General features: G+C 73.1%; 23 protein-coding genes. 4 read left to right on the forward strand and 19 right to left on the reverse strand.

The window, feature by feature from the left end:
• Positions 1 to 2: 2 nt before the first annotated feature.
• The 5 genes from J2W20_RS04020 to J2W20_RS04040 form a co-directional block, all read right to left on the reverse strand.
• On the reverse strand, positions 3 to 944 hold the full coding sequence (locus J2W20_RS04020; protein WP_307004817.1) for an ABC transporter substrate-binding protein: 942 nt from the start codon (positions 942 to 944) through the stop codon (positions 3 to 5).
• A 187-nt stretch (positions 945 to 1,131) separates the two neighbouring features.
• The gene (gene menD, locus J2W20_RS04025) at positions 1,132 to 2,829 is read right to left on the reverse strand and encodes a 2-succinyl-5-enolpyruvyl-6-hydroxy-3-cyclohexene-1-carboxylic-acid synthase (RefSeq protein ID WP_307004818.1); all 1,698 of its coding nucleotides are present in this window, start codon (positions 2,827 to 2,829) and stop codon (positions 1,132 to 1,134) included.
• A 39-nt stretch (positions 2,830 to 2,868) separates the two neighbouring features.
• Complete coding sequence (locus J2W20_RS04030; RefSeq protein WP_373457957.1) at positions 2,869 to 4,947, reverse strand: PhoX family protein; 2,079 nt, start codon at positions 4,945 to 4,947, stop codon at positions 2,869 to 2,871.
• Between the two features lie 123 nt (positions 4,948 to 5,070).
• On the reverse strand, positions 5,071 to 6,018 hold the full coding sequence (locus J2W20_RS04035; protein ID WP_307005437.1) for an o-succinylbenzoate synthase: 948 nt from the start codon (positions 6,016 to 6,018) through the stop codon (positions 5,071 to 5,073).
• A gap of 71 nt (positions 6,019 to 6,089) precedes the next feature.
• Positions 6,090 to 6,833 (reverse strand): M50 family metallopeptidase, encoded by a 744-nt coding sequence (locus tag J2W20_RS04040; RefSeq protein ID WP_307004820.1) that lies wholly within the window; start codon positions 6,831 to 6,833, stop codon positions 6,090 to 6,092.
• A 221-nt stretch (positions 6,834 to 7,054) separates the two neighbouring features.
• Here J2W20_RS04040 and J2W20_RS04045 point away from each other — a divergent pair, with 221 nt between their 5' ends.
• Positions 7,055 to 8,020 carry a phosphatase PAP2 family protein gene (locus J2W20_RS04045; protein WP_307004822.1) on the forward strand — a complete coding sequence of 322 codons (966 nt, stop codon included), beginning with the start codon at positions 7,055 to 7,057 and terminating at the stop codon, positions 8,018 to 8,020.
• Here J2W20_RS04045 and J2W20_RS04050 read toward each other — a convergent pair.
• The 6 genes from J2W20_RS04050 to pdhA form a co-directional block, all read right to left on the reverse strand.
• Entirely contained in the window at positions 8,017 to 9,210 is a 1,194-nt protein-coding gene (locus J2W20_RS04050; protein WP_307004823.1) for an MFS transporter, read from the reverse strand. The two genes, J2W20_RS04045 and J2W20_RS04050, sit on opposite strands and share 4 nt — an antisense overlap.
• Positions 9,211 to 9,273: 63 nt before the next feature.
• Positions 9,274 to 10,158: a MinD/ParA family ATP-binding protein gene (locus J2W20_RS04055; protein WP_307004824.1), complete on the reverse strand. Its 885-nt coding sequence runs from the start codon at positions 10,156 to 10,158 to the stop codon at positions 9,274 to 9,276.
• 787 nt (positions 10,159 to 10,945) lie between these two features.
• Positions 10,946 to 11,758: an MBL fold metallo-hydrolase gene (locus tag J2W20_RS04060; protein ID WP_307004827.1), complete on the reverse strand. Its 813-nt coding sequence runs from the start codon at positions 11,756 to 11,758 to the stop codon at positions 10,946 to 10,948.
• 59 nt (positions 11,759 to 11,817) lie between these two features.
• A complete protein-coding gene (locus J2W20_RS04065) occupies positions 11,818 to 13,326 on the reverse strand; it encodes a dihydrolipoamide acetyltransferase family protein (RefSeq protein WP_307004829.1) in 1,509 nt (502 codons plus the stop codon).
• A 1-nt stretch (position 13,327) separates the two neighbouring features.
• Positions 13,328 to 14,419, reverse strand: a complete 1,092-nt coding sequence (locus tag J2W20_RS04070) for an alpha-ketoacid dehydrogenase subunit beta (RefSeq protein ID WP_307004831.1) — start codon at positions 14,417 to 14,419, stop codon at positions 13,328 to 13,330.
• Positions 14,416 to 15,612: a pyruvate dehydrogenase (acetyl-transferring) E1 component subunit alpha gene (gene pdhA / locus J2W20_RS04075; protein WP_307004832.1), complete on the reverse strand. Its 1,197-nt coding sequence runs from the start codon at positions 15,610 to 15,612 to the stop codon at positions 14,416 to 14,418. Before pdhA ends, J2W20_RS04070 begins: the two co-directional genes overlap by 4 nt.
• Positions 15,613 to 15,764: 152 nt before the next feature.
• On the opposite strand from pdhA, the gene J2W20_RS04080 reads away from it, so the two are divergent.
• On the forward strand, positions 15,765 to 16,220 hold the full coding sequence (locus tag J2W20_RS04080) for an Lrp/AsnC family transcriptional regulator (RefSeq protein WP_307004834.1): 456 nt from the start codon (positions 15,765 to 15,767) through the stop codon (positions 16,218 to 16,220).
• A 139-nt stretch (positions 16,221 to 16,359) separates the two neighbouring features.
• Here the strand turns inward: J2W20_RS04080 and J2W20_RS04085 are convergent, their stop codons facing one another.
• Complete coding sequence (locus tag J2W20_RS04085; RefSeq protein WP_307005439.1) at positions 16,360 to 17,709, reverse strand: glutamate decarboxylase; 1,350 nt, start codon at positions 17,707 to 17,709, stop codon at positions 16,360 to 16,362.
• 268 nt (positions 17,710 to 17,977) lie between these two features.
• Between J2W20_RS04085 and J2W20_RS04090 the strand changes: the two genes are divergently transcribed.
• Positions 17,978 to 18,733: a hypothetical protein gene (locus J2W20_RS04090; protein WP_307004836.1), complete on the forward strand. Its 756-nt coding sequence runs from the start codon at positions 17,978 to 17,980 to the stop codon at positions 18,731 to 18,733.
• A 194-nt stretch (positions 18,734 to 18,927) separates the two neighbouring features.
• On the opposite strand, the gene J2W20_RS04095 is transcribed toward J2W20_RS04090, so the two are convergent.
• Genes J2W20_RS04095 through paaA form a run of 6 tightly spaced genes read right to left on the reverse strand, consistent with a single transcriptional unit; the run spans position 18,928 to position 23,668 of the window.
• Positions 18,928 to 19,710, reverse strand: coding sequence for an enoyl-CoA hydratase/isomerase family protein (locus tag J2W20_RS04095; RefSeq protein ID WP_307004838.1), 783 nt, complete (start codon positions 19,708 to 19,710; stop codon positions 18,928 to 18,930).
• A 9-nt stretch (positions 19,711 to 19,719) separates the two neighbouring features.
• The gene (gene paaE, locus J2W20_RS04100) at positions 19,720 to 20,946 is read right to left on the reverse strand and encodes a 1,2-phenylacetyl-CoA epoxidase subunit PaaE (RefSeq protein ID WP_307004840.1); all 1,227 of its coding nucleotides are present in this window, start codon (positions 20,944 to 20,946) and stop codon (positions 19,720 to 19,722) included.
• Positions 20,947 to 21,435 carry a 1,2-phenylacetyl-CoA epoxidase subunit PaaD gene (gene paaD, locus J2W20_RS04105; RefSeq protein WP_307004841.1) on the reverse strand — a complete coding sequence of 163 codons (489 nt, stop codon included), beginning with the start codon at positions 21,433 to 21,435 and terminating at the stop codon, positions 20,947 to 20,949.
• A 35-nt stretch (positions 21,436 to 21,470) separates the two neighbouring features.
• Entirely contained in the window at positions 21,471 to 22,355 is an 885-nt protein-coding gene (paaC, locus tag J2W20_RS04110) for a 1,2-phenylacetyl-CoA epoxidase subunit PaaC (RefSeq protein ID WP_307004843.1), read from the reverse strand.
• Positions 22,352 to 22,645, reverse strand: a complete 294-nt coding sequence (paaB, locus tag J2W20_RS04115) for a 1,2-phenylacetyl-CoA epoxidase subunit PaaB (RefSeq protein WP_066499886.1) — start codon at positions 22,643 to 22,645, stop codon at positions 22,352 to 22,354. Before paaB ends, paaC begins: the two co-directional genes overlap by 4 nt.
• Entirely contained in the window at positions 22,646 to 23,668 is a 1,023-nt protein-coding gene (paaA, locus tag J2W20_RS04120; RefSeq protein WP_307004846.1) for a 1,2-phenylacetyl-CoA epoxidase subunit PaaA, read from the reverse strand.
• A gap of 204 nt (positions 23,669 to 23,872) precedes the next feature.
• On the opposite strand from paaA, the gene J2W20_RS04125 reads away from it, so the two are divergent.
• Entirely contained in the window at positions 23,873 to 24,478 is a 606-nt protein-coding gene (locus J2W20_RS04125; protein ID WP_307004848.1) for an arsenate reductase/protein-tyrosine-phosphatase family protein, read from the forward strand.
• Between the two features lie 51 nt (positions 24,479 to 24,529).
• Here the strand turns inward: J2W20_RS04125 and J2W20_RS04130 are convergent, their stop codons facing one another.
• Positions 24,530 to 26,284, reverse strand: coding sequence for a polysaccharide biosynthesis tyrosine autokinase (locus J2W20_RS04130; RefSeq protein ID WP_307004850.1), 1,755 nt, complete (start codon positions 26,282 to 26,284; stop codon positions 24,530 to 24,532).
• Between the last annotated feature and the right edge of the window lie 143 nt (positions 26,285 to 26,427).

A 26,427-nucleotide genomic window follows, 5' to 3' on the forward strand; every position in this document is an offset into this window, starting at 1 on the left:
AGTCACGAGGAGGGGGTCGGGTTGACTTCAGACTTGGTGACGGCGCCCTCGGAGTTGTTCCACGTGTCGAGGATCTTCTTGTAGGTGCCATCGGCCATGAGCTTGGTCATGACCTTCTGGACGAGGTCGGCCAGCGCGGTGTCGCTCTTGGCGACCGCGATGCCCTGGGGGGCGGCGTCGTAGGTGTCGCCGAGCTTCTCGACGGCGCCCTTGGTCTGCTGGACGGCGTAGCCGATGATCGGCGAGTCCGCGGCCATGGCGTCGAGGCTGCCGTTGACCAGGCGCGTGTTGAGGTCCGTCTGGGCCTTGAGCGAGACGATGTTGATGGCCGGCTTGCCCGCCGCGGTGCACTTGGCGTTGCGGTCCTTGAGGTCCGGGTCCTCCTGGACGGTTCCGGTCTGGACGCCGATGGTCTTGCCGCAGACGTCGTCGAGGGAGAACTTCTTCGGGTTGCCCTTCTGGACGGCCCATGCGGTGCCGGCGTTGAAATAGCTCACGAAGTTGACGGCCGCGAGGCGCTCCTTGTTGATGGTGAAGGAGCTGATGCCGAGGTCGTACTTGGGGCCGAGGGCGGGCAGGATGCCCGTGAACTCCGCGGTCTGCACGTCGGTCTTGAGGCCCAGCGTGGCGCCGATGGCCTTCGCGAGGTCGACATCGTAGCCCATCGGGGTGTGGTTGTCCGCGCCGCCGAGGAACTCCGCCGGGGCGTAGGACGTGTCGGAGCCGACCACGAGCGTGCCCTTGGACTTGATCGAGGCCGGGACCTGCGAGGCGAGGGAGTCGTCCTTGGCCACGGTGCTCGGGTCGAACGACGCCGACGCCGAACCCGAGGGCTGGCTCCCCCCGCCGCCCGTCTCGGAGGCGTTGGTGCAGGCCGTGAGGGCGAGGGCACCGACGGCGAGCACGGCTGCGCCCTTGGCCGCGAGCTTCGCGGAGAAAGTCATGTCTCTACCTTTACTTTTCAGGTACGTGTCGAGAGTGCTAATGCGACGTCCCATCCTACCCCCGCCGGAAGCGAGGTGAGATGTGCATCACAGGCAACTAATGTTCATCATTGGACAATATTGTGGGCGGCTGCGCAACCCCGCCGCGGACAGCGGGTTCCGGAATACCAGACGGCGGCGTCCAGGATCACGACCGGACGCCCACCGCGTCCTCGACCGCGGACCGGATCCGCGCGTGGAGTCCGCGGAGCCCGGCCCGGTCGAGGCGCGCCTCGATGATCTCGCGTCCCGCCCGCCGGGGGGCCGAGAGCGCGGCGGCCGCCTCCGCGGTCGTGCGCACGAGGGTGTGCCGGACTCCGTACGCGGCCGCGAGCGCGCGGAGGTCGGCGCGGTGCGGCGTGCCGAAGAGCCGCTCGACCGCGGCCGCGGCGCCGGGGCGGCCCTCGGGGTCGCCGCCCACGCGGCCGTGCTCGAGGACGCCGAAGATGGCGCCGCCGGCGTCGTTGAGCACGACGGCGCGCAGGTCCGGTTCCGCTTCCCCCTCGCCGATGAGCAGGCCGCCCGCGTCGTGCAGGAGCGTGAGGTCACCCAGGAAGAGCGTGGTCTCGGCGCGGCGGCCGAGCCACAGGCCCGTGGCGGTGGAGACGGCCCCGTCGATCCCCGCCAGGCCCCGGTTGGCGAACACGCGGGCCAACGGCTGGGTGGGCGGCGTCGCGGCGAGGTCCACGTCGCGGATCCCGTTGGAGGACCCGAGCATCAGCTGGCCGCGCGACGTCTCCCACACGAGCTGGGCGAGGCGGGGCCCGGTGAGCACGGCGCCGGGCCCGGCGATGATCCTGTCCACGGCCTCCTGCGCCGCGGCGCCCGCGAGCAGCCACGCGTCCAGCCAGCCCTCGGCGCCGCGGCCGGCGAACCCTGAGAGCACGTCGAGGTCGTCGATGAGCCGCTCCCGGCGCCGGCCCTCGCGGAACCAGGCGGCGGGGCGGGCGTGGTACAGGGCGGTCTGGACGCCCTCGCGGGCGAGGAGCTGGGTGACCGGCCGCGACAGCGTGGGCCGCCCGAACAGGACCACGCGCTCGATGAGCTCGCCGGGGTGGCCGTCGAGCAGGAGCCGGTACGGCCCCACGGCATGGCCGCCGAAGCGGGCGTTGGACGTGGGCTCGGCGAGCAGCGGCAGGCCGTGCGCTGCCGCGAAGGCCTCGGCGAGGGGACCGGCGCCGTGCCCGGCGAGGACCACGGTGCGCCGCGGCGGGAGGCCTCCGAGGGCCGCGACCGGCGGCCGGCGGTACGCGTAGGGCTGCACGGGCGGGGCCTCCCACCCGCCGGGCGGCGGCTCCCAGCCCTCCTCCGGCACGAGCGGCTCGCGGAAGCACAGGTTCAGCTGCACCGGGCCCGCGGGGACTCCCTCGAGCGCGCCGATCGCCGCGGAGAGCGCCGTCCGCACCGGGGACGACGGCGCGGCCCCCGCCTCCACGGTGGCGGCGAAGCGCACGTGCTCGCCGAACAGGTCGAACTGCTCCGTGGTCTGGTTCGCGCCGGTGCCGTGCAGCTCCTCGGGCCGGTCCGCCGAGAGCACGATCAGCGGGACCTCGGCGTGGTTCGCCTCCATGACGGCCGGCACGAGGTTGCCGACGGCCGAGCCGCTCGTGGTGACGACCGCCGTCGGCCGCCCCGAGGAGAGGGCGGCGCCGAGCGCCGTGAAGCCGCCGTCCCGCTCATCGATCCGGACCGCCAGCTCGAGGTGTCCCCGCCCCTCGGCCTCGGCGAGCGCGTACGCGAGCGGCGCGCTGCGGGAGCCGGGGCAGACGACGACACAGCGGACGCCGCCCGCGAGCAGTGCCGAGACTGCCTCGCGGGCGGCGTCGAGGGAACTGAGGGGACTCACATTCCCATCGTAGGGTTTCGGCCGCGCTGGGCCACCGGGCTACTTGGCGTGGACCGCCGGGAGGACCTGGACCACCGACGGGCGGGGCGCGCGGGCCTGGCCGCGGGCGGTGCCGCGGGCGGCGTAGTCCGGGAAGAGGGAGTGCGGGTCCTCGAACGTGCCCTCCTCGCCGGGGTGCTGGACGGAGACGTACACGTGGCGCTCCTCGTCGTGGACGATCGGGCCGCAGGTCTCCGCGTCCCGCGGCACGGAGAGGAACTGCTCGACCTTGCCGCGCTCCGGGCCCTCGAGGGTCACCCTGAAGAGCCCGTCGTTGTAGCCGATCGTGCTCGGGGCGCCGTCCGTGGCGACCCAGAGGTGGCCCGAGGAGTCGAAGGCGACGTTGTCGGGGCAGGAGATCGGCGAGACCTTCTCCTTGGGGTAGCCGGCGAAGTAGGTGCTCTGGTTCGCGGCGGGGTCCCCGCAGACGAGGAGCAGGTTCCAGCCGAACGCGGTGGCGGTCTGGTCCCCTCCGTCCTCGGTGATCTCGACGATGTGGCCGTCCCGGTTGAGTGCGCGCGGGTTGACCTCGGTGGCGCCCTCCTTGCCGGCCTTGCCGCGGTCGGTGTTGTTGGTGCAGACCACGTACACCCTGCCCGTGCCGGGGTGGGACTGGACGTCCTCGCAGCGGTCCATCTTGGTGGCGCCGGCCTTGTCCGCGGCCAGGCGCGTGTGGACCAGCACCTCCTCGACGCCCATGCCCTCGATCGCGCTGCGGCCGTCGACGACGAGCGGGAGCCACTCGCCGCGGCCGTCGAAGGCGCCGTCGGAGGGGAGCGCGCCTGAGCCGTCGATCTCGGCCGCCGGGGAATCCCCGGTGAACTTCGCCACGTAGAGGTTGCCCTCGCTCAGGAGGGTCTTGTTGTGGGCGCGGTCCGCGGCCGAGCTGCCGGGCCTGTAGGTGCCCTTCGAGACGAACTTGTAGAGGTAGTCGAAGCGCTCGTCGTCGCCCGAGTACGCCACGGCCCGGCCGTTCGCGGCAAGGTGCACGTTCGCGCCCTCGTGCTTGAAGCGACCGAGGGCCGTGTGCTTCTTCGGCGTCGCGGTAGGGTCCATGGGGTCGATCTCGACGACCCAGCCGAAGCGGTTCGGCTCGTTCTCGTATCCGGGGGTGCGGGCGTCGAAGCGGGGATCGTCGAGCTCCCAGCCGCGCACCGTCGCCTTGTCGGAGAGGCCGTAGCGCCTGTCGGCCGCCGAGGTGCCGGGCGTGCGGAAGTATCCGTTGAAGTTCTCCTCGCCCGAGAGGACGGTGCCCCACGGGGTGGTGCCGCCCGCGCAGTTGCCCAGCGTTCCCCTCACGGTGCGCCCCGCCGGGTCCGCGGCCGTCCGCAGGAGGGCGGAGCCGGCCGCCGGGCCCGTGAGCTCGTACTCGGTGTCGAGGAGGTAGCGGCGGTTGAGCGGGGCGGCCTGGACGTACGTCCACGCGCTGTTCCTGTCCCGGCGGGTGAGCTCGACGACGGAGAGGCCGTGCGCTGCACGCGCGACTGCGCGGACGCGGGCGGCGTCCCCGGCGAGCTGGGCGGCGGGGAACATGATGTTCTCGTTCGTGTACTCGTGGTTGGCCACGAGGACCGCGCGCCGGCCGTTCGGGCCGTCGAGCCGGATGATGTCGGTGTAGTCGTTGTTGTAGCCGAACTGGCGCGCCTGGGCCTCGGCGGTCTGGTTCTCGAGGTCGAAGGCGGGGGCGTCGGCGAAGAGCGGGTCGCCCCAGCGGATGATTGGCCGCCACGCGTAGCCCTGGGGGACGGTGAACTCGTCCACGAGCCTGTCCACCGGCCTGATGGGGGTGAAGTCGAGCGGGCTGTTGGTCCCGGGGGCGGCGGGCGCGAGCCGCGTCCCGGCCGCCTCGGCCCGGCCACCGCCGGTGAAGGCGAGGGTGAGCGCGCCGGCGAGGCCGAGGCCCAGCGCCGAGCGGCGCGAGATGGCGCCGGCGGCGATGTCGCGGAAGTAGCTGTTGTCGGAGCCGTTGCAGACCTCGTTGAGGCAGGCGTTGTCGCACTTGAGGGCGCAGGTCACGGCGCTGCGCTTGCCGCGGACGTGGGCCAGCATCGGCAGGAGGTTTCGGCGGGTTTCAGACACGGGTTCATCCTTCGGGTGCGAGGTTGGTGCACTGCCACCCGATCACTGCCAGGAAAAACTCAGCCTATGTTGAGGTTAAATCAAGGTTAATGCGCATCCCGGTCCTCGCGGGCCGGCCCGGCGCTAGTGCCGGGCCGCCAGGAGTGCGTGGCACCGCCGCAGCCGGCCGAGCCACCACTGCCGGCGCTCCTCGGGCGCGGCGTACCGCGCGAGCAGCTCGGGGTCCGGTTCCGCGCGCTGGGCGAGGCGGTCCGCCGGCAGGAAGCCGCCGTCCGGCACCAGGGCCGGGGACACGACGTCGTGCGCCAGCAGCGCCCCGGTGCCGAGCCCGCACGCGTGTGGCAAAGACGGCAGCGCGGCGGCGAGGGCCACCCCGGCCGCGAGTCCCACGGAGGTGTCCAGGGCCGAGCTGACCACCGCGGGCAGGCCGGCCTCCCGCACGATCTCGAGGGCCCGGCGCACGCCCCCGAGCGGTGCGGCCTTGACGATGATGAGGTCGGCGGCGCGGGCGCGGGCCACGCGCAGGGGGTCCTCGGCCTTGCGGACGGCCTCGTCGGCGGCGATGGGCACGGGCGTCCCGCGCGCCTCGAGGAGGGCCCGCACCTCGGCGAGGCCGTTGATCCCGGGGACCGGCTGCTCGGCATACTCGAGGCTGAACTCGCCGAGCCGCACGAGCGCCTCGACGGCCTCCGGCACGGTCCAGCCGGCGTTCGCGTCCACGCGCAGGTCCGCCTCGGGCAGGGCGTCGCGCACCGCGGCGACCCGGGCGATGTCGTCGGCGAGCGCCTGCCCGCGCTCGGCGACCTTGACCTTGACCGCCTGCACCGGCCCGAACGCCGCGAGCACGTCCCGCACCTGGCCGGCGGGCACCGCGGGCACCGTCGCGTTGACCGGAACCCGCCCGCGCACGGGCTCGGGGAAGCCCTCCCACGCCGCCTCGATGCCGGAGGCGAGCCAGCGCGAGGCCTCGGCGTCCTCGTACTCGAGGAACGGGGAGAACTCGCCCCAGCCGGCGGGCCCGCGGACCAGCAGCGCCTCCCGCTCGGTCACGCCGCGGAACTTCACCCGCATCGGCAGGCGCACGACGGCGGCACCCGCCTCGAGCTCGGCGAGGTCCGGCAGGGCGGGGCGCGGGGCAGTGATCACGTGCCCACTGTACGCACGGCGCCGTCGAGCAGGACCCACGAGACGGCCCCGGCGAGCACGATCACCGCGGCGAAGGAGGCGAGCCACACGGCCGAGGGCACGCCGGTCCTGCGGGAGAGGATGTACGCGTCCGAGCTCGCCAGCTCGCGGCGCCGGCGGGTGTGGACGGTCACCACGTTCCACCAGTCGCGGGCGGCGCCGAGCACGAGGGCCAGGCCCACGGCGAGGGTGATGTGGACCTGGGTGTCAGGGGGCACGGCCACGACGATCGCCGCGACGGCGAAGATCGCCCCGACGAGGATCAGCACGCCCTGGAGGTTGCGGATGAACAGGAACACGAGCGCGAGCAGCACCACGGCCACCGACAGCGCTGCGCGGCCGAACCCGGCGGCCGACGCCCACACGAGCACCGCGCCCACCACGGCCGGGGACGGGTAGCCCCAGAACCCGAACCACACGGCCCTCCCCCGGCCCACTCCGTGGGTGGTCCCGCCCTGGTCCATGCGCAGGGTGATGCCGGTGACGCGCATCCCGGTGGCGAGGCCCGCGAACGCGTGTCCGAGCTCGTGCACGATCGTGACGAAGCGGCCGAAGAACCGCCACAGGAACGGCACCACGCACAGGGCCGCCGCGGCGGCGAGCACCATGGCCAGCTCCGAGGCCGGGACCGCGAGGGGCTGGGTGCGGGCGAAGCCGCCCACGAAGCCGTCGACGAACGCCTGCCACCAGTCCTTGATCACGTCTCCCGAGGGTAGCCGAGCCCGCTGGGAGCGCGCCGGGGCGCGGGCGCCGGGCGATTCTGCTCTCGGTTGCCGGGGCCCCCGGGCGACACGCGCACGCCACGCCGCCGGGCGCCCGGAGGGCCTGCGGGCGTGAGCAGAATCGCACACTGCAGCGGCGCCGCCAGGACCCCTCGAGTGGTTTTGGCCCGCGCACAGCCGGGTATGGGACGCTGGGTGTCATGCCCGCCCCGATCCGAGCCCCCGAGATGACGCAGGCAGCGCGCCCCGACGCCCCTGGACAGGAGCCCGGCCTCGCCCACCGCGGCCTGCGGTTCGCGCCCTTCCTCCTGGGCTCGCTCGCCGCGGTCGCTGCCCTGCTGGGCACCTACCTGTTCTTCGTGCGGACCACCACGGGCCAGTACATCGACGAGTCGGCGCTCGTGGAGTCCACCGAGCTGTACGGGCCTGCCAGCAAGGCGTCGCTGCGCTTCCTGGACTGCCTCCCGGCGATCTCGGTGCTCCTGGCGGTGGCCGGGCTGGGGTACGCCACGCTCGTACGACGCCGGTGGGCCGCCTCGCTCGTGGCCCTCGCCGCGGCGGGGGGAGCCAACCTGGCGACCCAGCTCCTCAAGAACGAGGTGTTCACGCGCCCGTACCGCGGGATCGAGACGTTCGCCGGGAACTCCCTGCCCTCGGGCCACACGACCGCCGCCGCCTCAGCGGCGGCCGCCGTGTTCCTCGTGGCCTCGCCGCGCTGGCGCCCGCTCGTCGCCTTCGCGGGAGGGACGTACGCCGTCGGCACGGGGGTCGCGACGCTCGTGAACCAGTGGCACCGGCCGGCGGACGTCGTCGCGGCGTTCCTCGTGGTGGCAGCCGTGATGTCCCCGGCGGCCTGGCTCGTGCTGCGCCGCGGCGGCAGCTGGAACACCTGCGAGGGGTTCGGCAGCCACCCCGCGTCGTGGCGGCTCTGGGTGGCGCTGCCCACGCTGATCGGCCTCGGCGCCGCGGCGGTGGCCGTGGTGGAGCTCGTGCGGATCGCCCCGGGGCTCGGGCGCGAGGCCAGCACCACCAACTACTTCTGGGCGGGCTGCGCCCTCATCGTCATCAGCGGCTACCTCGTGGCGAGCGCCGCGTCGTGGCTGCTCGCGACCTCCTCACGCGGCCGCGGACCCGGCGGCCGCGGTCCGGAGCCTAGCCGCACCTAGGCGGTGCTGCGCTGGGCTCGGGGGACGCTCCAGGCGAGGACCCCGGCCGCTGCGAGGCCGAGCGCCCCTGCGGCGGCCACGCCGATCCCCAGGCTCGCCGCGGCCGTCACTGCGGAGAGGATCACCGGGCCCAGGGTGCTGCCCGAGTCCGCCATGAGGCGCCACAGTCCGAGGAACTGGGCCCGGCCGTGCGCGGGCGAGAAGTCCGCCCCGAGGGTCATGATCATGCCCGAGCCGATCCCGTTGCCGAGGCCCAGGAGGCAGGAGACCGCCAGGAAGGGCCAGAACGAGGTGCTGAGGGGCATCGCGACGAGCGCGGCGCCCATGATGAGCATGGACGGCAGCGCGACGGCGAGCCGTCCGCGCAGGTCCATGAGCCGGCCGCCCGGGTAGAACAGGAGCAGGTCCACCCCGCCGGCGATGCCGTAGACGAGCGAGGCCGTCGGTGCGTCCATGCCCAGGTGCTCGGCCCACAGCGGGATCACGGCCTGGCGCGACTGCCGGACGGCGGAGACGAACAGGACGCCCAGTCCCACCGTGGCCAGGACCTTCCAGTGGGCCGCGGCCACGCGCCCGAGGCGGGGCTGCACGGCCCGGCCCGGCCCGGCGGCGTCGTCCTCGAGGTCCGGCATGAACCAGGCCACGGTCGCCGCCCCCGCGTACACGGCCGCTCCCACCCAGTACGCCCCGCGCAGTCCCCACACCTGCATGGCCGCCGCGCCGAGGAAGGGCCCGAGGAAGAGGCCCACGCGCAGGGTGCCGCCGAGGGTCGAGAGGGCGCGGGCCCGGAAGCCGGGCGGCACAGCCTCCGTGAGGTACTTCTGCCGCGCGAGGTTGGTCACGCTCGAGGCCATGCCGAGCGCGACGAGGGCGGGCATGAACTGCCACAGCTCGCGCGAGAGCGCGGCGACGACGAGGGCGACCGCCCCGGTGGCCTGGGCGCCGATGATGGCCCAGCGTTCGCCGAAGCGGATCGTCAGGAGGGACGCGGGGAGGTTGAAGACCAGCGAGCCGAGGCCGATCAGCGTGACGGTGAGCGCGGCGACGGCCACGGATCCGCCGAGGTCCCGGGCCGAGAGCGCCACGACCGGGAGCACCGCCCCCTCGCCGAGCGAGAAGAGCACCGAGGGGCCGAACGCCGGGACGGCTATGGACAGCAGGGAGAACTGATCGTTGCCTTCTCGAACCACTCCCCCACTCTAGGTCCCCCCGGAGCGCTTCCGGCGGTGTCCGGGGGTGTGGGGCGGCGGGGGCTACCTCTGGTAGCCGGAGACGATCGCCGCCGCGATCTCGCGGTAGGCCTGCCGGGTCGCCGGGCGGAGCCGGTCGAGGGCCACGAGGTCGCCGTCGGCCATGGAGCGGTCGTGCGGGACGGTGACGAGGGCGCGGCACATGCCCGAGAGCGTGGCCTCGATCGCGGCCTTGTCGACGCGCCCGGAGACCCCGTCCTTGTCCGTGACCACCACGATCGCCCCCTGCGCGAGGCGGTCGTAGCCGTGCGCGGAGAGCCAGCGCAGGGTGTCCCGGGCCCGCTTGGCGCCGCTGACGGCGTAGCCGGCGACCACCACGATGTTGTCCGCGTCCTCGAGGATCCCGCGCATCGCCGGCCGGCTCACGCCCGTCCCGCAGTCCGTGAGCGTGACCGCGAAGTGCTTGGACACGAGCGCCTGCACGCGGCGGTAGTCCTCGGCCGTGAGGGAGTCGGAGAGCTCGGGGTCCTGCTCGCCCGCCAGCAGGTGCAGGCTGCCGGCCTGGTGGAGGTAGCGCAGCAGGTCGGCGCGCGTCTGCACGGCGTCGAAGTCCCGCAGCAGGGCCGTGATGGAGCGGCGCCGCTCCGATTCGTAGGAGCCCTCCCCCAAGGCCCGCTCCACGAGGTCGCCGGCATCCGGGTTGGCGTCGATCGCGCAGGGCGGCTCGGAGCGCAGCTCGGCGAGCGTGAGGCCCACGCCCACGGTCGTGGAGGTCTTGCCGATCCCGCCCTTGAGCGACAGGAAGGCGGTGTTCCAGGTCCCCTCGAGCCGGCGGCCGATCTGCTTCTCGAGCAGCTCCGCCTGGCGGTCCTGCTCCGACGGCCCGAGGTTGAGCGCCCCGCCGCTGATCCGGTACAGGAACCCGCGTAGGCCCCCCGAGGGCGGCATGGGGGCGGAGCGGATGAACCCCGCGGGGGCTTCCGCCGGCTCGGCCGGCGGGGCGGGCCGCGCGGGCGCCGGGGGTGTGCTCGGCCGGGCCTGTCGCGGGGCCGCCTGGTTCGCTGCGGGCGGGGGTGGCGCGGGTCGGCGGCCCGGCGCGGGCCGGACGGCCGGAACTGCGGCGGTCGGGGCGTCGTCGGGCGCGGGGGTGCCCCGGTGGGTCGGCTGCTGGGGGGCGGTGTGCTGGTGGGCGCCGTGCGGGCGGGTCGGCGGTGTGCCCGGCCTGGGCGGGGAGGGGGCGGCTGCGCCGGGCTGCGTGGCCGCGGCGGCCTCCCCGGGCTGGGCCGCCGCAACGGACGACGGCGTCTCCCGCGCCTCGGCTGTGTTGCGGGCTCCGGCTGTGTTGCGGACCTCTGCCGTGTCGGGGGCCGGCGGCGCGGCCGTCGAAACGTCCGGCATCGGAGGCCGCGCCGGCGCCAGCCGCTCGGCCGGCGCTGGGGGCCGCGCCGGCGACGGAGGCTCGAGCACCGGAGGCTGGGGTGGGGCCGGCTCCACCGGAGGCCGGGGTGGGGCCGGCTGCACCGGTGCCGGTGACTCGGCCGGCATCGACGACCGCGCAGCGCGCCGGGCCTCCTCCGCCTCACGGAGCCGCCGCGCCTCGCGCCGGGTCAAGGGCGCAGACGAGGACGGCCTCCCGCCTTCGGGGTGGTTCTCGGTCATGCTGGCCCCTTGCCTCTGACGCGGTCTGGCGCTGGCTCGGTCCGGCGGCGCTGGCCCGGGCTCCCCCTCCGGCCGGTCAGCCGAGGCTTGCGGCCTTGAGGCGCCGGATGAACAGGCGGGACTGCTCGGGCCCGTACGGAAGGATCGGAACCGCCTTGGTGGCGTCGTCCGGGGTCTCCCGCGTGGCCTGCAGCGCCGAGCGCACCGCCGTGGCCATCGTATCCGCCATGGTGCGCACGAACGCGTCGCTGCACAGGCCTCCGTGCCCGGGCACGAGGCTCGTGTACCGGTTCCGCAGGGCGGAGATGTGGCGCAGGGCGTCGGCCCACTCCTCCGGGAACGAGTCCCCGAACTCGGGGTAGGCGCCCTCCTCGACGAGGTCCCCCGAGAAGAGGGTGGACTGGGTGCCGACGAGCAGGTCCCCGTCCGTGTGCCCCCGGCCCAGGTAGAACAGCGTCACGGAGGCGCCGCCGAGGTCCACGAGCACGGGCTGGTCGCGCACGATCGCGGTCGGCACCACGATCTGGGTGTTCTCGCCCTCGCCCGCGGCCATCTCCGGTTCCGACTCGGCGACGGCGGGCCGGTGCGCCTCGCCGTTCTCCGCGATCTCGGCCACCGCGTTCTCGTGCGCGTAGAACTCCACCGCGCCGCCGGCCGCGAAGACGGCGTTGCCGAAGTAGTGGTCGTAGTGCGCGTGCGTGTTGACCACGACGAGCGGCAGGTCCGTCTTCTCGCGAACCTTGGCGAGGATCGCGGCACCCTGGCGCGGCCCCTGCCCCGTGTCCACGACGAGCGCCCGGTCCTCGCCCACGACCAGGCCGACGTTGAGCCGCAGTGGCTCGGTGGCGAGGACGTAGGTGTTCGCTCCGAGATCTCGCCAGTCAGCCATGGGGGTGATGCCGTCCTTCCGTAGGGCGTTCGAGGATGTGCTCGATTCTGCCATGGCCGCTACAGGTCTGCGAGGACGCCGCCGGGGTGCTCGACCGCGTCGGCCACGAAGCGCAGGAACCCGCCGGCTGTGCCCCCGTCGCAGACCCGGTGGTCGAAGGTGAGCGTCAGCTGGACGACCTTGCGGACCGCGAGCGCCCCGTCCACCGCCCACGGCCGGTCGATGATCCGGCCCACGCCGAGGATCGCGGCCTCGGGGTGGTTGATGATCGCCGCGCTGCCGTCCACGCCGAACACGCCGTAGTTGTTCAGCGTGAACGTCCCCCCGGTGAGGTCGGCGGGCGAGGCCTTGCCGTCGCGGGCGAGGGCCGTGAGGCGCCGGAGCTCGCCGTCGAGCTGGCGGGCGCTCATCGTGTGGGCGCCGCGGATGGCGGGGACCACGAGCCCGCGGTCCGTCTGGGCCGCGAAGCCGAGGTTGACCCCCTCGAACCGGACGATCTGCTGGCCGCCCTCGCTGGCGTCCTCGAGGCGCGTGTTGAGCTCGGGGTACTTGGCGAGGCCCGCGAGCACGAAGCGCGCGATGAACGCGAGCAGGCTCGGCGCGGACTCCGGGTCCCGCCGCTTGAGGTCGGCCCGCAGGCGCACGAGCTCCGTCGCGTCCGCATCGACCCACACCGTGGCCTCGGGGATCTCGGTGCGGGAGCGGACCATCGCCTGCGCCACCGCCTTGCGCACCCCGGTGACGGGTGTCCGGGCGGCCACGCCCAGTCCCGTGCGCGCGTCCACCTCCCCCGCCGAGGTAACCCCGCCAGACGCCGAGGTCACCCCGTGGACGCCCAAGGTCATCCGGCCGGCATGCGAGGCCGCCCCGGCCGACTCGACGTCGCGGCGCACGATGAGCCCATCGGGCCCCGTCCCGGAGACCATGGCGAGCGAGACATTGAGGTCCCGGGCCAGCCTGCGCACGATCGGCGAGACGACGCGCACGGCCTGCTCCGGCGCCGTCGTGCGCGCCGCCGGTGGCGCGGCCACGGGAGCCGAAGCGGGAGCGGACGACGGCGCGGCCCCCTTGCGTCGCCGGGTGCGGCCGCCTGCCGTCCCGGCAGGGGTGCCGTAGCCGATGAGCACGTTCCCGGAACCCGAGGCCTGGCTCGCCTGGCTCGCCTGGCCGGGCTGGCCGGACTGGCCGGGCTGGCCGGACTGGCTGGGCTGGCGCGCGCCGGCGCGTTCCTCGGTCCGGTACTCCTCGCCCGCCGACGCCCCGACCTCACGAGCCCCCTGGGCGACCTCGGCGATGGTGATGAGCGGGGTGCCGACGTCGATCGTCGACCCGGCCTCACCGTGCAGCTGCGCGACGGTCCCGCCGAACGGCGTGGGGACCTCGACGATCGCCTTCGCCGTCTCGACCTCGGCCACGGGCTGGTCCACGGCGACGGTGTCCCCGACGGCCACGAGCCAGCGCACGAGCTCGGCCTCGGTCAGGCCCTCCCCGAGGTCGGGGAGCAGGAACGTCTTCTGGGCCGTCGCTTTCTGGGCCGTGCCGCCCTGGGCGGTCAGTGCGGTCGCCATGTCAGTCCTCCCACTGCAGGTCGTCGAGGGCGTCGAGGATGCGGTCGACGCTGGGCAGGTAGTAGTGCTCGAGCTTGGGCGGCGGGAAGGGGATGTCGAACCCCGTCACGCGGCGCACCGGAGCGGCGAGGGAGTGGAAGCAGCGCTCCTGGACCCGCGCCACGATCTCGGAGGCCACCGAGGCGAAGCTGGCAGCCTCCGCGACCACCACCGCACGGCCGGTCTTGCGGACCGAGGCGGCCACGGTCTCGTCGTCGAACGGCACGAGGGTGCGCACATCGACGACCTCGACGGACCGGCCCTCCGCGGCCGCGGCCTCCGCGGCCGCGAGCGCCGTCGGCACCGAGGGGCCGTAGGTGATGATCGTCGCGTCCGTGCCGGGGCGGGCCACCACGGCGGCGCCGTCCACGCTGAGCCGCCGCCCGCCGTCGTGCGCCTGCGAGCGGGGGCCGTCCGGGGAGCCGTCGAATTCGGCCCGCAGCGCGGCGAGGTCCACGAGGTCCTTGGACCAGTAGAGCTTCTTGGGCTCCATGAAGACCACGGGGTCGTCGCTCGCAATGGCCTCGCGGAGCATGCGGTACGCGTCCTGGACCGTGGCGGGGGTGAAGACCTTCAGGCCGGGGGTGTGCGCGTAGTAGGCCTCGGAGGAGTCGCAGTGGTGCTCGACGCCGCCGATCCCGCCCGCATACGGGATGCGGATGACGAGCGGCAGGCGGACCACCCCGCGTGTGCGGTTGTGCATCTTGGCGATGTGGCTCGCGATCTGCTCGAACGCGGGGTAGGCGAACGCGTCGAACTGCATCTCGATCACGGGGCGCAGCCCGTTCATCGCCATGCCGAGGGACATGCCGGCGATGCCGGACTCCGCCAGGGGCGTGTCGAAGCAGCGCTGCTCGCCGAACTCCTTCTGGAGCCCGTCGGTGATGCGGAAGACGCCGCCGAGGGCTCCGACGTCCTCGCCGAACACGACGACGTTCTCATCGGCGCGCATGGCGTCCGCCATGGCGGTGGTCAGGGCCCTGGCGAACGTCAGGGCCTCTGGCGCGGGGGTGCCGGCGGCGCGGGCCGCGGCGGCTTCGGCGACCGTGCTCATGCTCGGCGCTCCTCTCCGGTGGTCTCGTCGGTGGACTGCTCGCGGGCCTGCTCCTCGGCGAGGAACGCGGCCTGCTCGCGCAGCTGCGGGGTGGGCTCGGTGAACACGAAGCGGAAGAGGTCCTGCGGGTCGGGCTGCGCCTCGGCGCCGAGGCCGTCGCGGAGCTGGCGGGCGGTCTCCTCGGCGTCGGCGGCGAAGGCTGTTTCCGTCTGCTCGCCGAGCACGCCCTCGGCGCGCAGGTACTCGCGCATCCGCTTGAGCGGGTCCTTCTCGGCCCAGGCCGCGACTTCGTCGTCCTCGCGGTAGCGCGTGGCGTCGTCGGCGTTGGTGTGCGCCTGCATGCGGTAGGTGTAGGCCTCGACGAGCAGCGGGCCCGAGCCGGCCCGGGCGAGGCGCACGGCGCGGTCCAGGACGGCGAGGAGGGCCGCGGCGTCGTTCCCGTCGACCCGCTCGCCCGCCATCCCGTAGCCGACCGCCTTGTGCGCGATCGAGGGCGCCACGGTCTGGTGGGCGAGCGGCACCGAGATGGCGTACTGGTTGTTCTGCACGAAGAAGACGACCGGGAGGTTGAACACGGCCGCGAAGTTGAGCGCCTCGTGGAAGTCGCCCTCGCTCGTGGCGCCGTCGCCGCACATCGCGAGGACCACGGTGTCCTCGCCGCGCAGCTTGGCCGCATGGGCCACGCCGACGGCGTGCAGCAGCTGGGTGGTCAGGGGCGTGGACTGGATGCCGACCTTGTGCTCGTGCGGGTCGTAGCCGCCGTGCCAGTCGCCGCGGAAGAGCGTCATCGTCTCGACGGGGTCGACGCCGCGGGTCATGACGGCGACCGCGTCGCGGTAGGTGGGGAACATCCAGTCGCCGGCGCCGAGGCACAGCGCGGCCGCGACCTGGCAGGCCTCCTGGCCGTGGCTCGAGGGGTAGACGGCCATGCGGCCCTGGCGCACGAGCGCGGAGTTCTGGTCGTTCACGCGCCGGCCGATCACGAGGCGGCGGTAGGCCTCGAGGAGGTCCTCGGCGGCGGGGATCGGATACTCGTGGCCCGGGGCGGACCCGCGCTCGTCCTCGGGGCGGAGGCTGCCGGCCTCGTCGAGGATCTGGATCTGCGGCACGCGGCCGTGCACCGGGAGCATGTAGTCCTCGATGCTGATCCCGAAGCTGCGGATGGCCTCCTGTGCCTCGGTGGGAAGGGTCATGGCTCCTCCTTGGTACGGCGCTGGACTTTCCTCAAGTATCCGCTTCCGTAGCCATTCGTATGCCGGGGAGGCCACAACCGTGGAATACTGGTGCTGGATCCAGCCCTATTGAAGACGAAATGCCAACATGAGCTGGGTCACAGGAGGTTCCGATGGACGATCTGCACGAGCCGAGGGCGCTCGACGCCGTGGACCGCGCCATCCTCGACCAGCTCACCGAGGACGCGCGTCGGTCGGTGACCACGATCGCCGAGAACGTGCACATCTCCAGGGCGCACGCCTACAACCGGCTCGCGCGGCTCCAGGCTGACGGGGTGATCACGAAGTACACGGCGCTGGTCGACCCGCTCAAGGCGGGCCTCCGCTCGAGCGCCTACGTGACCCTGAAGGTGCGGCAGCAGACCTGGCGCGACCTCCGCGAGCGCCTGCGCGCCATCCCCGAGGTGCACCACATCGCCCTCGTGGGCGGGGACTTCGACGTGATCATCCTCGTCCGCGCCGTGGACAACACGGACCTGCGCCGGGTCGTGTTCGACCAGCTCCAGAGCATGCCCGGGGTCCTCGACACCCAGACCTTCCTTGTCTTCGAGGACCTCGACACCCGCTGACCCGGGCCGCCCTCTCCCCCGGTTCCCGCGCCCCCACTCCCGCTCCTGCGTTTCGGGTACGCATCTCGTCGCCCTTCTGGGCTCTCGGGTACGCATCTCGTCGCCCTTCTGGGCTTTCGGGGCCCGGGGGGGGAGCGGGTCAGTGGTGGAAGGCGCTCCCGTGCTCCGGGTCGGGGAAGGGCCCGTCCGCGGCGTCGAGGAAGTCCACGGCGGTGCGCAGGTCCTCGAGGAAGCTCGCGGCGAGGTCGCGCGTGAAGCCGTTGCGCACCACGATCCGCTGCACGGTCAGGTCGGCCAGGCCGTCCGGCATCGGGTACGCGGGGACGAGCCAGCCGTTCATCCGCAGCCGGTCCGAGAGGTGGTGCAGGTTCCAGTTCTGCGTGTGCCCCGGGGCGAGGCTCCACGCGAAGACCGGGATGTCGGAGCCGTCGTTCCATAGCTCGAAGGCCTCCATCGCGCCGATCTCGCCGGCCAGGTAGCCGGCCACGTCCCGCGACGCCGCGTGCACGGCCCGGTACCCCTCGAAGCCGAGCCGCAGGAACAGGTAGTACTGCAGGAGCACCTGGGCGCCCGGGCGGGAGAAGTTCAGCGCGAACGTCGGCATGTCCCCGCCGAGGTAGCTGACGTGGAAGACGAGGTCGTCCGGCAGCGCCGCGGCGTCCCGCCACACGACCCACCCGAGGCCCGGGTACACGAGCCCGTACTTGTGGCCGGAGGTGTTGATGGAGGCCACCCGGGGCAGCCGGAAGTCCCATTCGAGCTCCGGGGCGAGGAACGGGGCGACCATCGCCCCCGAGGCGCCGTCCACGTGGATCGGCACGTCGAGCCCGGTGGCGGCCTGGATCGCGTCCAGCGCCCGCGAGATCTCGGCGACCGGCTCGTACATGCCCGTGTAGGTGACGCCCATGATCGCGACGACGCCGATGGTGTTCTCGTCCACGTACTCCTCGAGCCCGTGCCCGTCGAGGACCCGGTGCTCCTGCGAGATGGGCACGTAGCGGGCCTCGACGTCCCAGTAGTTGCAGAACTTCTCCCAGCAGACCTGCACCGCCGAGCTCATGACGAGGTTGGGTCGGTCCGCGGGCTTCCCGGCCGCGCGGCGGTCGTGCTGCCAGCGTCGCTTGAGCGCGAGCCCTGCGAGCATGCACGCCTCGGACGAGCCGATGGTGGAGGTCCCGACGGCGTGCTCGGGCTCGGGCGCGTTCCACAGGTCGGCGAGCATGCGCCAGCAGCGGTGCTCGATCTCGGCCGTCTTGGGGTACTCGTCCTTGTCGATCATGTTCTTGTCGACGGTCTCGGCGTACAGGCGCGCCGCCTCAGGCTCCATCCAGGTGCCCACGAAGGTCGCGAGGTTCAGGCGCGCGTTGCCGTCCAGCATCGCGTCGTCGTGCACCACCTGGTACGCCGTCCCGGGCAGGCTCTCCCCCTCGGGCAGGGTGAAGCGCGGGAATTCGCTGGCCTCCCCGGGCCGGCTGAAGAGCGGGTTCAGCTCGACGTTCGACGCCGGCTCGCGGCGCCCGCGCCGCCCTCGCCCGTCGGAGGAGGGATGGAAGGTGGAGCGGGAGGCAGACACGGTGGCACTCCTGGGGGTCGCGTCGAGTGGGCGCCGCGTCGGAGCACAGGATCGGCCGGGCCGACGGACGGCTCCCACGCTACCGGCGCCCCGCCGGGGCGTCGAGGACCCCGCGGCGTGCGATGGTTGGTAGTGGATGGGCGACCCGGATGGGCGACCGGGCCGGCGACCCGAAGGAGGGGCCATGGCGAACGACGACGGCGGTCCGGCCGGCGCCCCCTCGCGCCCTCCGTGGGTGGCGGTGCTCGTCGCAGCGTGCGTCGTGGTCGGCGTGGGGGTCGTGGTGGCCATCGCCGCGCTGTTCATGGGACCGTCCCCCCAGCCGCCCGCACCGGCGCCGACGCCGGGAGCGTCAGGCGAGGCCGCGCCGTCGGCCGCGCCGGGCCAGGGCTACAGCCTCAGCGACCCGCTCCCCCTCGCGGCCCGGCCGGTCTGGCACGCCGCGCCGAGCGCCGAGTACCGGCTCACCGCGGCCCCGGACGAGCTGCGCTACGTCTCCGACGCCGGCTGCCGCCTCTCCTTCCGCGCGGGGCCGCTGCAGGCGGGCGCGTCGCCGTCGAACGCGGCTCCGCGCACGACGCCGGCACCCTCCTCCGCGTCCGCCTCGCCCTCCCCGGATCCGGAGACGGCGGCCACACGCGGCGCCCTGGCCGACGCGATCGAGGCCGAGCGCAAGGCCTCTTCCTCCGTGGGGGTCACCGAGCAGGGGCTCGTGGTCGTGACCACCCTGGGGTCGCAGGGCGGCCCGCTGGTGGACATGGCGGGGGCAGCGCTCACCGTCGGGCATACGGACGGAACGGCCACGTACGTGCGCCTGGCCGTGCGTGCGGTGCCGGCGGCTCATGCGGCCGTGGCGATCGAGGCCGAGTGCCCGCAGCCGGAGCAGGCGGCCACGGCGATGAACCACGCGAGCGTGCACGCGTACCTCGCCGACCATTAGGCGGGCCCGTGGCGCTGCAGCGCGCTGCCGCAGCGAGCAGCCCCGGCCGCCCTTCCTCCGGTCTTCCGTCTGAGAGTCACCTCCTGAAGGGCAGGTCCTGGGGGGGTCACCTCCTGCGGGTCGCCGGCGCGCCGACCCGCAGGAGGTGACCCCCAGGAAGTGACTCCCAGAAGGTGACCCCCAGAAGGCGCGGCTCAGCGGCCGGCGAAGACGGGCTTCCGCTTCTCCTGGAAGGCCTTGAAGCCCTCGGCGTAGTCCTCAGACCCGCAGAGCGCGGCCTGGGCCTTGTTCTCGGCGTCCATGGACTCCCAGAGGCCGAGCCGGCGGTCGCGGACCTGCGCGACGAGCTCCTTGGACGCGACGAACGCGCCGGTGGCCCCGGCGGCGACGCGGGCCACGATGCCCCGCGTGCGCTCGAGCAGCTCGCTGGCCGGGAAGGACCGGGAGAACATGCCCGAGCGCACGGCGTCCGCGCCGCTCATCAGCTCGGCGGTGTAGACGAGGTCCAGCGCGCGGTGCATGCCGAGCCGCTCGGTGAAGTACCAGTGGCCGCCGGAGTCCAGCGTGGCACCGAGGTTGGCGAACGGCGAACCGATCTTGGCCTCGTCGGCCACGTAGACCACGTCGGTGGCCAGAAGGAGCCCGAGCCCGACGCCGAGGGTAGCCCCCTGCGCGGCGGCGAACGTCGGCGCGGGGAATGCGGCCATCTTCTGCATGAGCGGCGTCACGAGCCCGCCGAGGTAGCCGAGCACGTCATCGTCGGCGGGGTCCACGCCGGAGATGTCGCGTCCGGCGCAGAAGGCCCGGCCCTCGCCGCGCAGGAGCAGCGCCCGCACCTCGCCGCGGGAGGCGGCGGCAGCGGCGTCGTCGTACGCGTCGGAGAGCTCGCGCAGTGCGGCCTCGTCGAGGGCGTTGAGCTTGGCGGGCGCGTCGAGGACGACCTCGGCCATGCCGTCGGCGATGGAGAGCGTGATCATGAGGGCCTCCTACGCGTCGAAGTCCACGGACACGCGGTCCGAGGTCGGCCGGGACTGGCAGGTGAGGACGTAGCCGCGCTCCACCTCGTCGGGCTCGAGCGCGTAGTTCTCGGCCATGTCCACGGTGCCGGAGACGAGCTTGGCCCGGCACGTGCCGCAGACGCCGCCGGCGCAGGCGAAGGGCACGTCGGGGCGCACGCGGAGGGCCGCGTTGAGGACCGTCTCGTTCGCGGAGACGGGCGAGGCCACCACGCCCGTGAGGCCGTCGAGCGTGAACTCGATCTCGACGTTCGCGCCCGAGGGGTCCTCCACGACCGGGCGGCCGATGTTGCCCTCGAGGTTCGTGGGCGTGCCCGTGGTGAAGAGCTCGTAGCGGACCTTCTCCGGCTCGACACCGCGCGCCGAGAGCGTGTCCCGGACCAGCTGGACGAGCTCGAACGGACCGCACAGGAACCACTCGTCGACGTCGTCGGCGTGGATCACGGTGTTGAGCAGCGTGGTGAGCTTCTCGGAGTCGACCCGGCCCGAGAGCAGCGGGGAGATGCGCTGCTCGCGCGAGAGGACGTGGTGGAGCGCGAACCGGGAGGGGTAGCGGTCCTTGAGGTCCGCGAGCTCCTCGACGAACATGACGTCCATCGCGGCCTTGTTGGCGTAGACGAGATCGAAGCGGACGTGCTCGTCGGCCGCCAGGACGGTGCGGGCGATCGCCATGATCGGGGTGATCCCCGACCCTGCGGCGACGGCCACGAACGTGTGCTCGCGCTCAGTGTCGATGCTGCTCGGGTCGTTGAGGCCGGTCATCCGGTGCTTGGAGATGAAGGCGCCCGCGGGGCTCATGACGTCCAGCGTCGCGCCGGCCTCGAGGCTCTCGTTCGCCCACGTGGAGAAGACACCGCCGAGGTCGCGCTTGATGGCGACCTTGATCTCGCTCGAACCGTCCTCGAAGCGGCGCGGCGCGGCGCAGATCGAGTAGGAGCGGCGCACCTCGCGCGGGGCGCCCGACTCGTCGGGGAACTGCGCGCGCAGGGCCACGTACTGGCCGGGGATGTAGTCGTACTCGTCGGCGAGCGCGGCGGGGACGCCGAACGTCACCTCGATGGAGTCGTTGGTGAGCCTGCGGACCCCGCTCACCTCGAGCGGGTGGAAGGACGCACGACGCCGGGCGGTCCCCTCCGTCTGCTCGCCCGCGGCGGCGTCGGCCGGCTCGGCCGCAGTTTCGTTCAGCTGGTCAGTCATCTAGAGCACCTTGAAGTAGTCGAAGGGTTCGTGGCAGTCCTGGCACACGTAGAGCGCCTTGCAGGACGTGGAGCCGAAGCGGGACATCTCGCGGGTGTTGAGCGAGTGGCACTGGGGGCACTTGACGGTGAGGCCGAGCCGGATGGGTCCGCTGTGGCCGGCCTTGCCGGTGGGCGGGGCGATCCCGTACTCCTCGAGCTTGGCCTTGCCCGCCTCGCTCATCCAGTCAGTGGTCCAGGCCGGGGAGAGCACGAGGTCCACGCGGACCTTCTCGTGCCCGGCCTTGGCGAACACCGTGGCGAGGTCCGCGCGGATCGTGTCCATCGCGGGGCATCCGGAGTAGGTCGGGGTGATCGTGAGGCGGACGGTGCCGTCCGGCTCGAGGTGCCCGTCCCGGAGGATGCCGAGGTCCTCGATGGTGAGCACGGGGATCTCCGGGTCGGTCACGGTGGCGGCGAGCGCGCGGACCTCGTCATCGGTGGTGATCATGGGTGTTCCTTCGTGGGCGTGTGCCGTTCCCGGGCCTACCAGGTGGCGCCGGGATGCTTGCGGGCGAGCACCTGCATCTCGGCGAGGATGTAGCCGAGGTGCTCGGTGTGCTCGCCCCGGCGGCCGCCGCCGCGGGCGCGGGGGACGTCGGGCAGGGCCAGGGTGGCCTCGTCGAGGACCTCGGCGATGTGGGCGTCGAAGGCCCCGCGCAGGCTCGAGGGCCGCACGCCGGCGTCGCCGACGGCGTCGATGAGGGCATCGTCGTCGAAGAGCTCGTCCACGTACGGCCAGACGAGTTCGAGGGCGGCCTGCATGCGGGCGTGCGACTCCTCCGTGCCGTCGCCGAGGCGGACGGTCCACTGGATCGCGTGGTCGCGGTGGTAGTCGACCTCCTTGAGCGCCTTGGCGGCGATCGCGGCGAGGGTCGCGTCGCTGGAGCCCACGAGCCCCGAGTAGAGCAGGTACTGGTAGACGGACATGACCAGCTGGCGGGCGATCGTGACGCCGAAGTCGCCGTTGGGCTGCTCGACCAGCCAGGCGCTGCGGAACTCCTCCTCCTCGCGCCAGTAGGCGAGGTCGTCCTCGGTCTTGCCCCAGGCGTGCCCCGCGTAGGTCAGGAAGGAGCGCGCGTGGCCGAGCGTGTCGAGGGCGATGTTGCCGAGGGCGATGTCCTCCTCGAGCTCGGGGCCGCGGGAGATCCAGTGGCTCAGGCGCTGGGCGAGGATGAGGGCGTCGTCCCCGAGGCGGAGGGCGTACTGGGCGACGTCCTCGCTCGGCTTCTCCGGGGAGAGGGCGATGTCCTCGGGGCGCAGCGCGTTGCCCGGGGTGACGCGGGTGGCCGACGCCGCGGCGTCGCCGAAGCTGTCGAGCGTGTGGTCGGCGTGGGCCGGGGCCGGGTGGGCGGGGGTCGGCGCGTTCACAGGTGCTTCACGCCCTCGCTCTTGGTGTAGTACGTCGCGTGGCGGTAGTCCTTGCCCTGGGGCGACTCGAAGTACGCGCCCTTCGAATCCGGGTCGGACGAGGCGATCGCCTCGGACGGGACCACCCAGATGGACACGCCCTCGTTGCGGCGGGTGTACAGGTCACGCGCGTTGCGCAGCGCCATGGCGGCATCCGGGGCGTGCAGCGAGCCCGCGTGCACGTGGGAGAGGCCACGGCTGGACCGCACGAAGACCTCCCAGAGGGGCCAGATGTTGCTCTGCTCGCTCACTTAAGCTGCTCCGATCTCTTCTGCGGCACGCTTCGCGGCCTGCTTCTTCGCGTACGCGCGGGCCGCCTCGCGGACCCAGGTGCCGTTCTCGTGGGCCTCGCGGCGGCGCTCCATGCGCTGGGCGTTGCACGGCCCGCGGCCCGCGATGACATCCTTGAATTCCTGCCAGTCGAGGTCCATGTGGATCCACCGGCCGGCTTCCTCGTCGTAGCGGAGCTCCGGGTCCGGGAGGGTCAGGCCGAGGACCTTGACCTGCTCGGCGATCATGCCGACGAACCGCTGGCGGAGCTCGTCGTTGGAGAAGCGCTTGATGTTCCACGCCATCGACTGCTTCGAGTTGGGCGAGTCGTCGTCCGGCGGACCGAACATCATCAGCGCCGGCGCGTAGAAGCGGTTGACGGCGTCCTGCGCCATCTGCTTCTGGGCGGGGGTGCCGTTGGAGAGCTCGAGGAGGATCTCGAAGCCCTGGCGCTGGTGGAAGGACTCCTCCTTGCAGATGCGCACCATGGCACGCCCGTAGGGGCCGTAGCTCGCCCGGCACAGCGGCACCTGGTTGGCGATCGCCGCCCCGTCCACGAGCCAGCCGATGGCGCCCATGTCGGCCCAGGTGCGGGCCGGGTAGTTGAAGATCGAGGAGTACTTGGCCTTCCCGTCCAGCAGCTGCTGGTTGAGGACGTCGCGCGGGGTGCCGAGGGTCTCTGCCGCCGAGTACAGGTAGAGCCCGTGGCCGGCCTCGTCCTGGACCTTGGCCATGAGGATGGCCTTGCGCTTGAGGCTCGGGGCGCGGGTGATCCAGTTCGCCTCGGGCTGCATGCCGATGATCTCGGAGTGCGCGTGCTGGGACACCTGGCGCACGAGCGTCTTGCGGTACGCCGCGGGCATCCAGTCGCGCGGCTCGATGCGCGAGTCTTCGGCGATGACGCGATCGAAGTATGCCTGTCCCGCGATGTCCTCAGCGGACGGGGCGTCGTCGCCCTGTCCAGCCTGGGGCTGGGGCACGGACTGCAGGTTCGCAGCTGCCATGTCTCCTCCTCAAGAAATAATTACCGACCGTTCGTTCAGAATATGGGGAGGCGGATACTGACGTCAAGGTAGGCAGGGCGGATCGCGGCACTCCTGCGAGGACCCCGGCGGCCCTCGCCTCCGAGGTGGCGGGGCGCCCGGGTCGGACACTGCCGGCCTCATCGACGCCAGCCGGCTCGCGGCGCCCGGTGCTAGCGTGATCCGGTGACGAGCGCCGACCGCCTGCGAATCCTGACCGTCTGCACCGGCAATGTCTGCCGGTCCCCGCTGGCGGAGCGCCTCCTCCAGGCCGGGTTCGACGAGATCTGCCCGGATGCCGTAGAGGTCCGCAGCGCAGGGACCCACGCCCTCGTCGGATCCGCGGCCGAGCCGGGGTCCCGGGCGATCGCCTCGGCCCTCGGCGCCTCGCTCGCCGGATTCACCGCCCGCCAGCTCACGACGCCGATGCTCACCGGGGCGGACCTCGTCCTGGCCCTGGCCACCGAGCACCGCTCGGCGATCCTCCAGCTCGCGCCGTCCGCATTCAGGAAGACCTTCACCCTGCGCGAATTCGCGCGGGTCCTCGAGGGCACCGCGCTCGAGGGCGCCGGAGCCGAGGTCTGCGCCGTCCGCCACGCCTGGCTGGCCACGATCTCCGACGCCGCGGCCCGGCGCCAGGCTGGGGCCGCTGCCGACGACGACGTCACGGACCCCTTCCGCCAGGGCCCGGAGGTGTACCGGACGATGGCGGAGGAGCTCGTGCCCGCGGTCGATGCGATCCTCACGGCCGGGGACTCCGTGCGCAGACGCAAGCACGCCGGAAGTCCCTGACTTCCGGCGTGCTGGCCGTGCTGCTGCGAGGCGAGGCCCCGGGCGCTGTCCTCAGACCCCGCGGCGGCGCGAGCCGTAGGACTCGCGCACGCGGGCCGGGAGCCACACGCCGTCGTCGGCCGCGGGTTCCTCGACATCGCTGGGACGGAGGTCGCGATCGTCCGCGTAGCCCGACTGCACCCACCCGGAATGGTCGCGGGGCGCTTCCGACTGCCGGGGCTCGACGGGCATGTCCCGACGGGGCTCCGCCGAATAGGGCGCAGCGAACCCGTGCGCCCGCGGGCCGCCGCCCTCGCCCGGACGGTCCCACTGCGCCGCCGCGCCGTCGTCCGCCAGCGCGTGTCCGGCACCGAGCCAGTCGTCGGCCGCGGCCGCCCGCCGGCTGCCGGCCTCGTGCTGTGGCGCCGCTGCTTCCGGCGCGCGGCCCTCGGTGGGCGGTTCGCCGTAGCCGTAGCGGCCGTAGTATCCCCGGGCGCGGGCGTCGGCGCCCTTCGAGGGGATGCCGTTGAGGATGAGCCCGAGGACCCGGCCCTTGACCCGCTGGATGTTGCCCAGGGCGTGGGAGAGCTCGTCCACCTTGGTCCGGTTGGCCCGCACCAGCACCAGGGTGCCGTCGGCGATGCGGGAGAGGACGGCTGCGTCGGTGAAGGGCAGCACCGGGGGCGCGTCCACCAGCACGAGCGCGTCCTGCGAGAGCGTCGCCAGGAGGTTCCGCATGGCCTGGGAGCCGAGGAGCTCCGACGGGTTCGGCGGGATGTGTCCGGCCGCGAGGACGCGGACCAGATCGTTGCCCGGCCATGTCTGCATGACATCGTCGATCCGGGCACGCCCGGAGAGGATGTCGGTCACCCCGACGTCGCCGACCACATCGAAGACGTTGTGGACGTTGGGCCGGCGCAGGTCTGCGTCGACCACGATCACGGGCTCGGCGTCGGCCGCCAGGGTGGAGGCGAGGTTCGCGATCACCGTCGACTTGCCCTCCGAGGGCAGCGAGCTCGTGACGAGCACGATCCGCGGCTGGTGGTCCACGTCGATGAAGCGCAGGTTGGTGCGGAGCTCGCGCAGCGACTCGCTCATGAACTGGTGGCCGCCGGCCCCCTCGAGGACGCTGGAGCCCTTCACGAGGACGTCGTCCAGCGGAAGCGTGCCGATCACGGGGTAGCCGAAGCGCTCCGCCTCCTCGGAGGTGCGGATCCGGCGGTCCACGCGGTCCCGGATGAACGCGTAGGCGAGGCCCAGCAGCAGCCCGCCGACCACGCCGACACCCAGCGCGAGCGTGAGCTTGGGCGAGACCGGCTCTGTGGGGACCATCGCCGTCACGAGCGGCACCACCTTCACGGCGGGGTTCCCCTTCGTGTTGGCGTTGGCGTCCCGCTCAAGGTCGCTGACCTGGGACGCCAGGGCCTTCACCCAGTCGTTCGCCACCTTCTGCGACTGGACCGGGTCCCGGTCGCGCGCGTCGACGCGGATCTCGGTGCCGTCGGTGGGCACGGTGACCGTCACGTTCCCCAGGAGGTCCTGGGCCGTGGTGGGCAGGCTGAGGTCGCTGATCACGCGGTCCGCGACGGACGCGGACTCGGCAACGGCCTTGTACGACTTCGCCTTCGACTTCGCGAGGCTGTCGCCGGCGAGCGACCAGGAGAGGTTGTCGGCACCGGAGCTGATCACCATGCCGCTCGCCTCGGCCGAATAGATGCGGGGCTGGATGAGATACCAGCCGAAGGCGGCCACGGTGGACACCAGGACGAGCGCCACGATGCCCTTCCAGAACCGCCGCGCGATCCGCAGATAATCCGTCAGTGACATCCCTTGTTCGGCGCTGAGGCCAGTGCCCTGCTCCACCCGCGTGTACCTCCCCAATGGTCATGGCGCTGGCGTGCGCACAGTCACGGAAATGGTACCGCACGCGCGGGTGCCTTCCGCGGGCGCTGTCGGCGGCGGCCGCTAGG

It is taken from the genome of Sinomonas atrocyanea, from assembly GCF_030812675.1.
GTDB classification, from domain to species: domain Bacteria; phylum Actinomycetota; class Actinomycetes; order Actinomycetales; family Micrococcaceae; genus Sinomonas; species Sinomonas atrocyanea_B.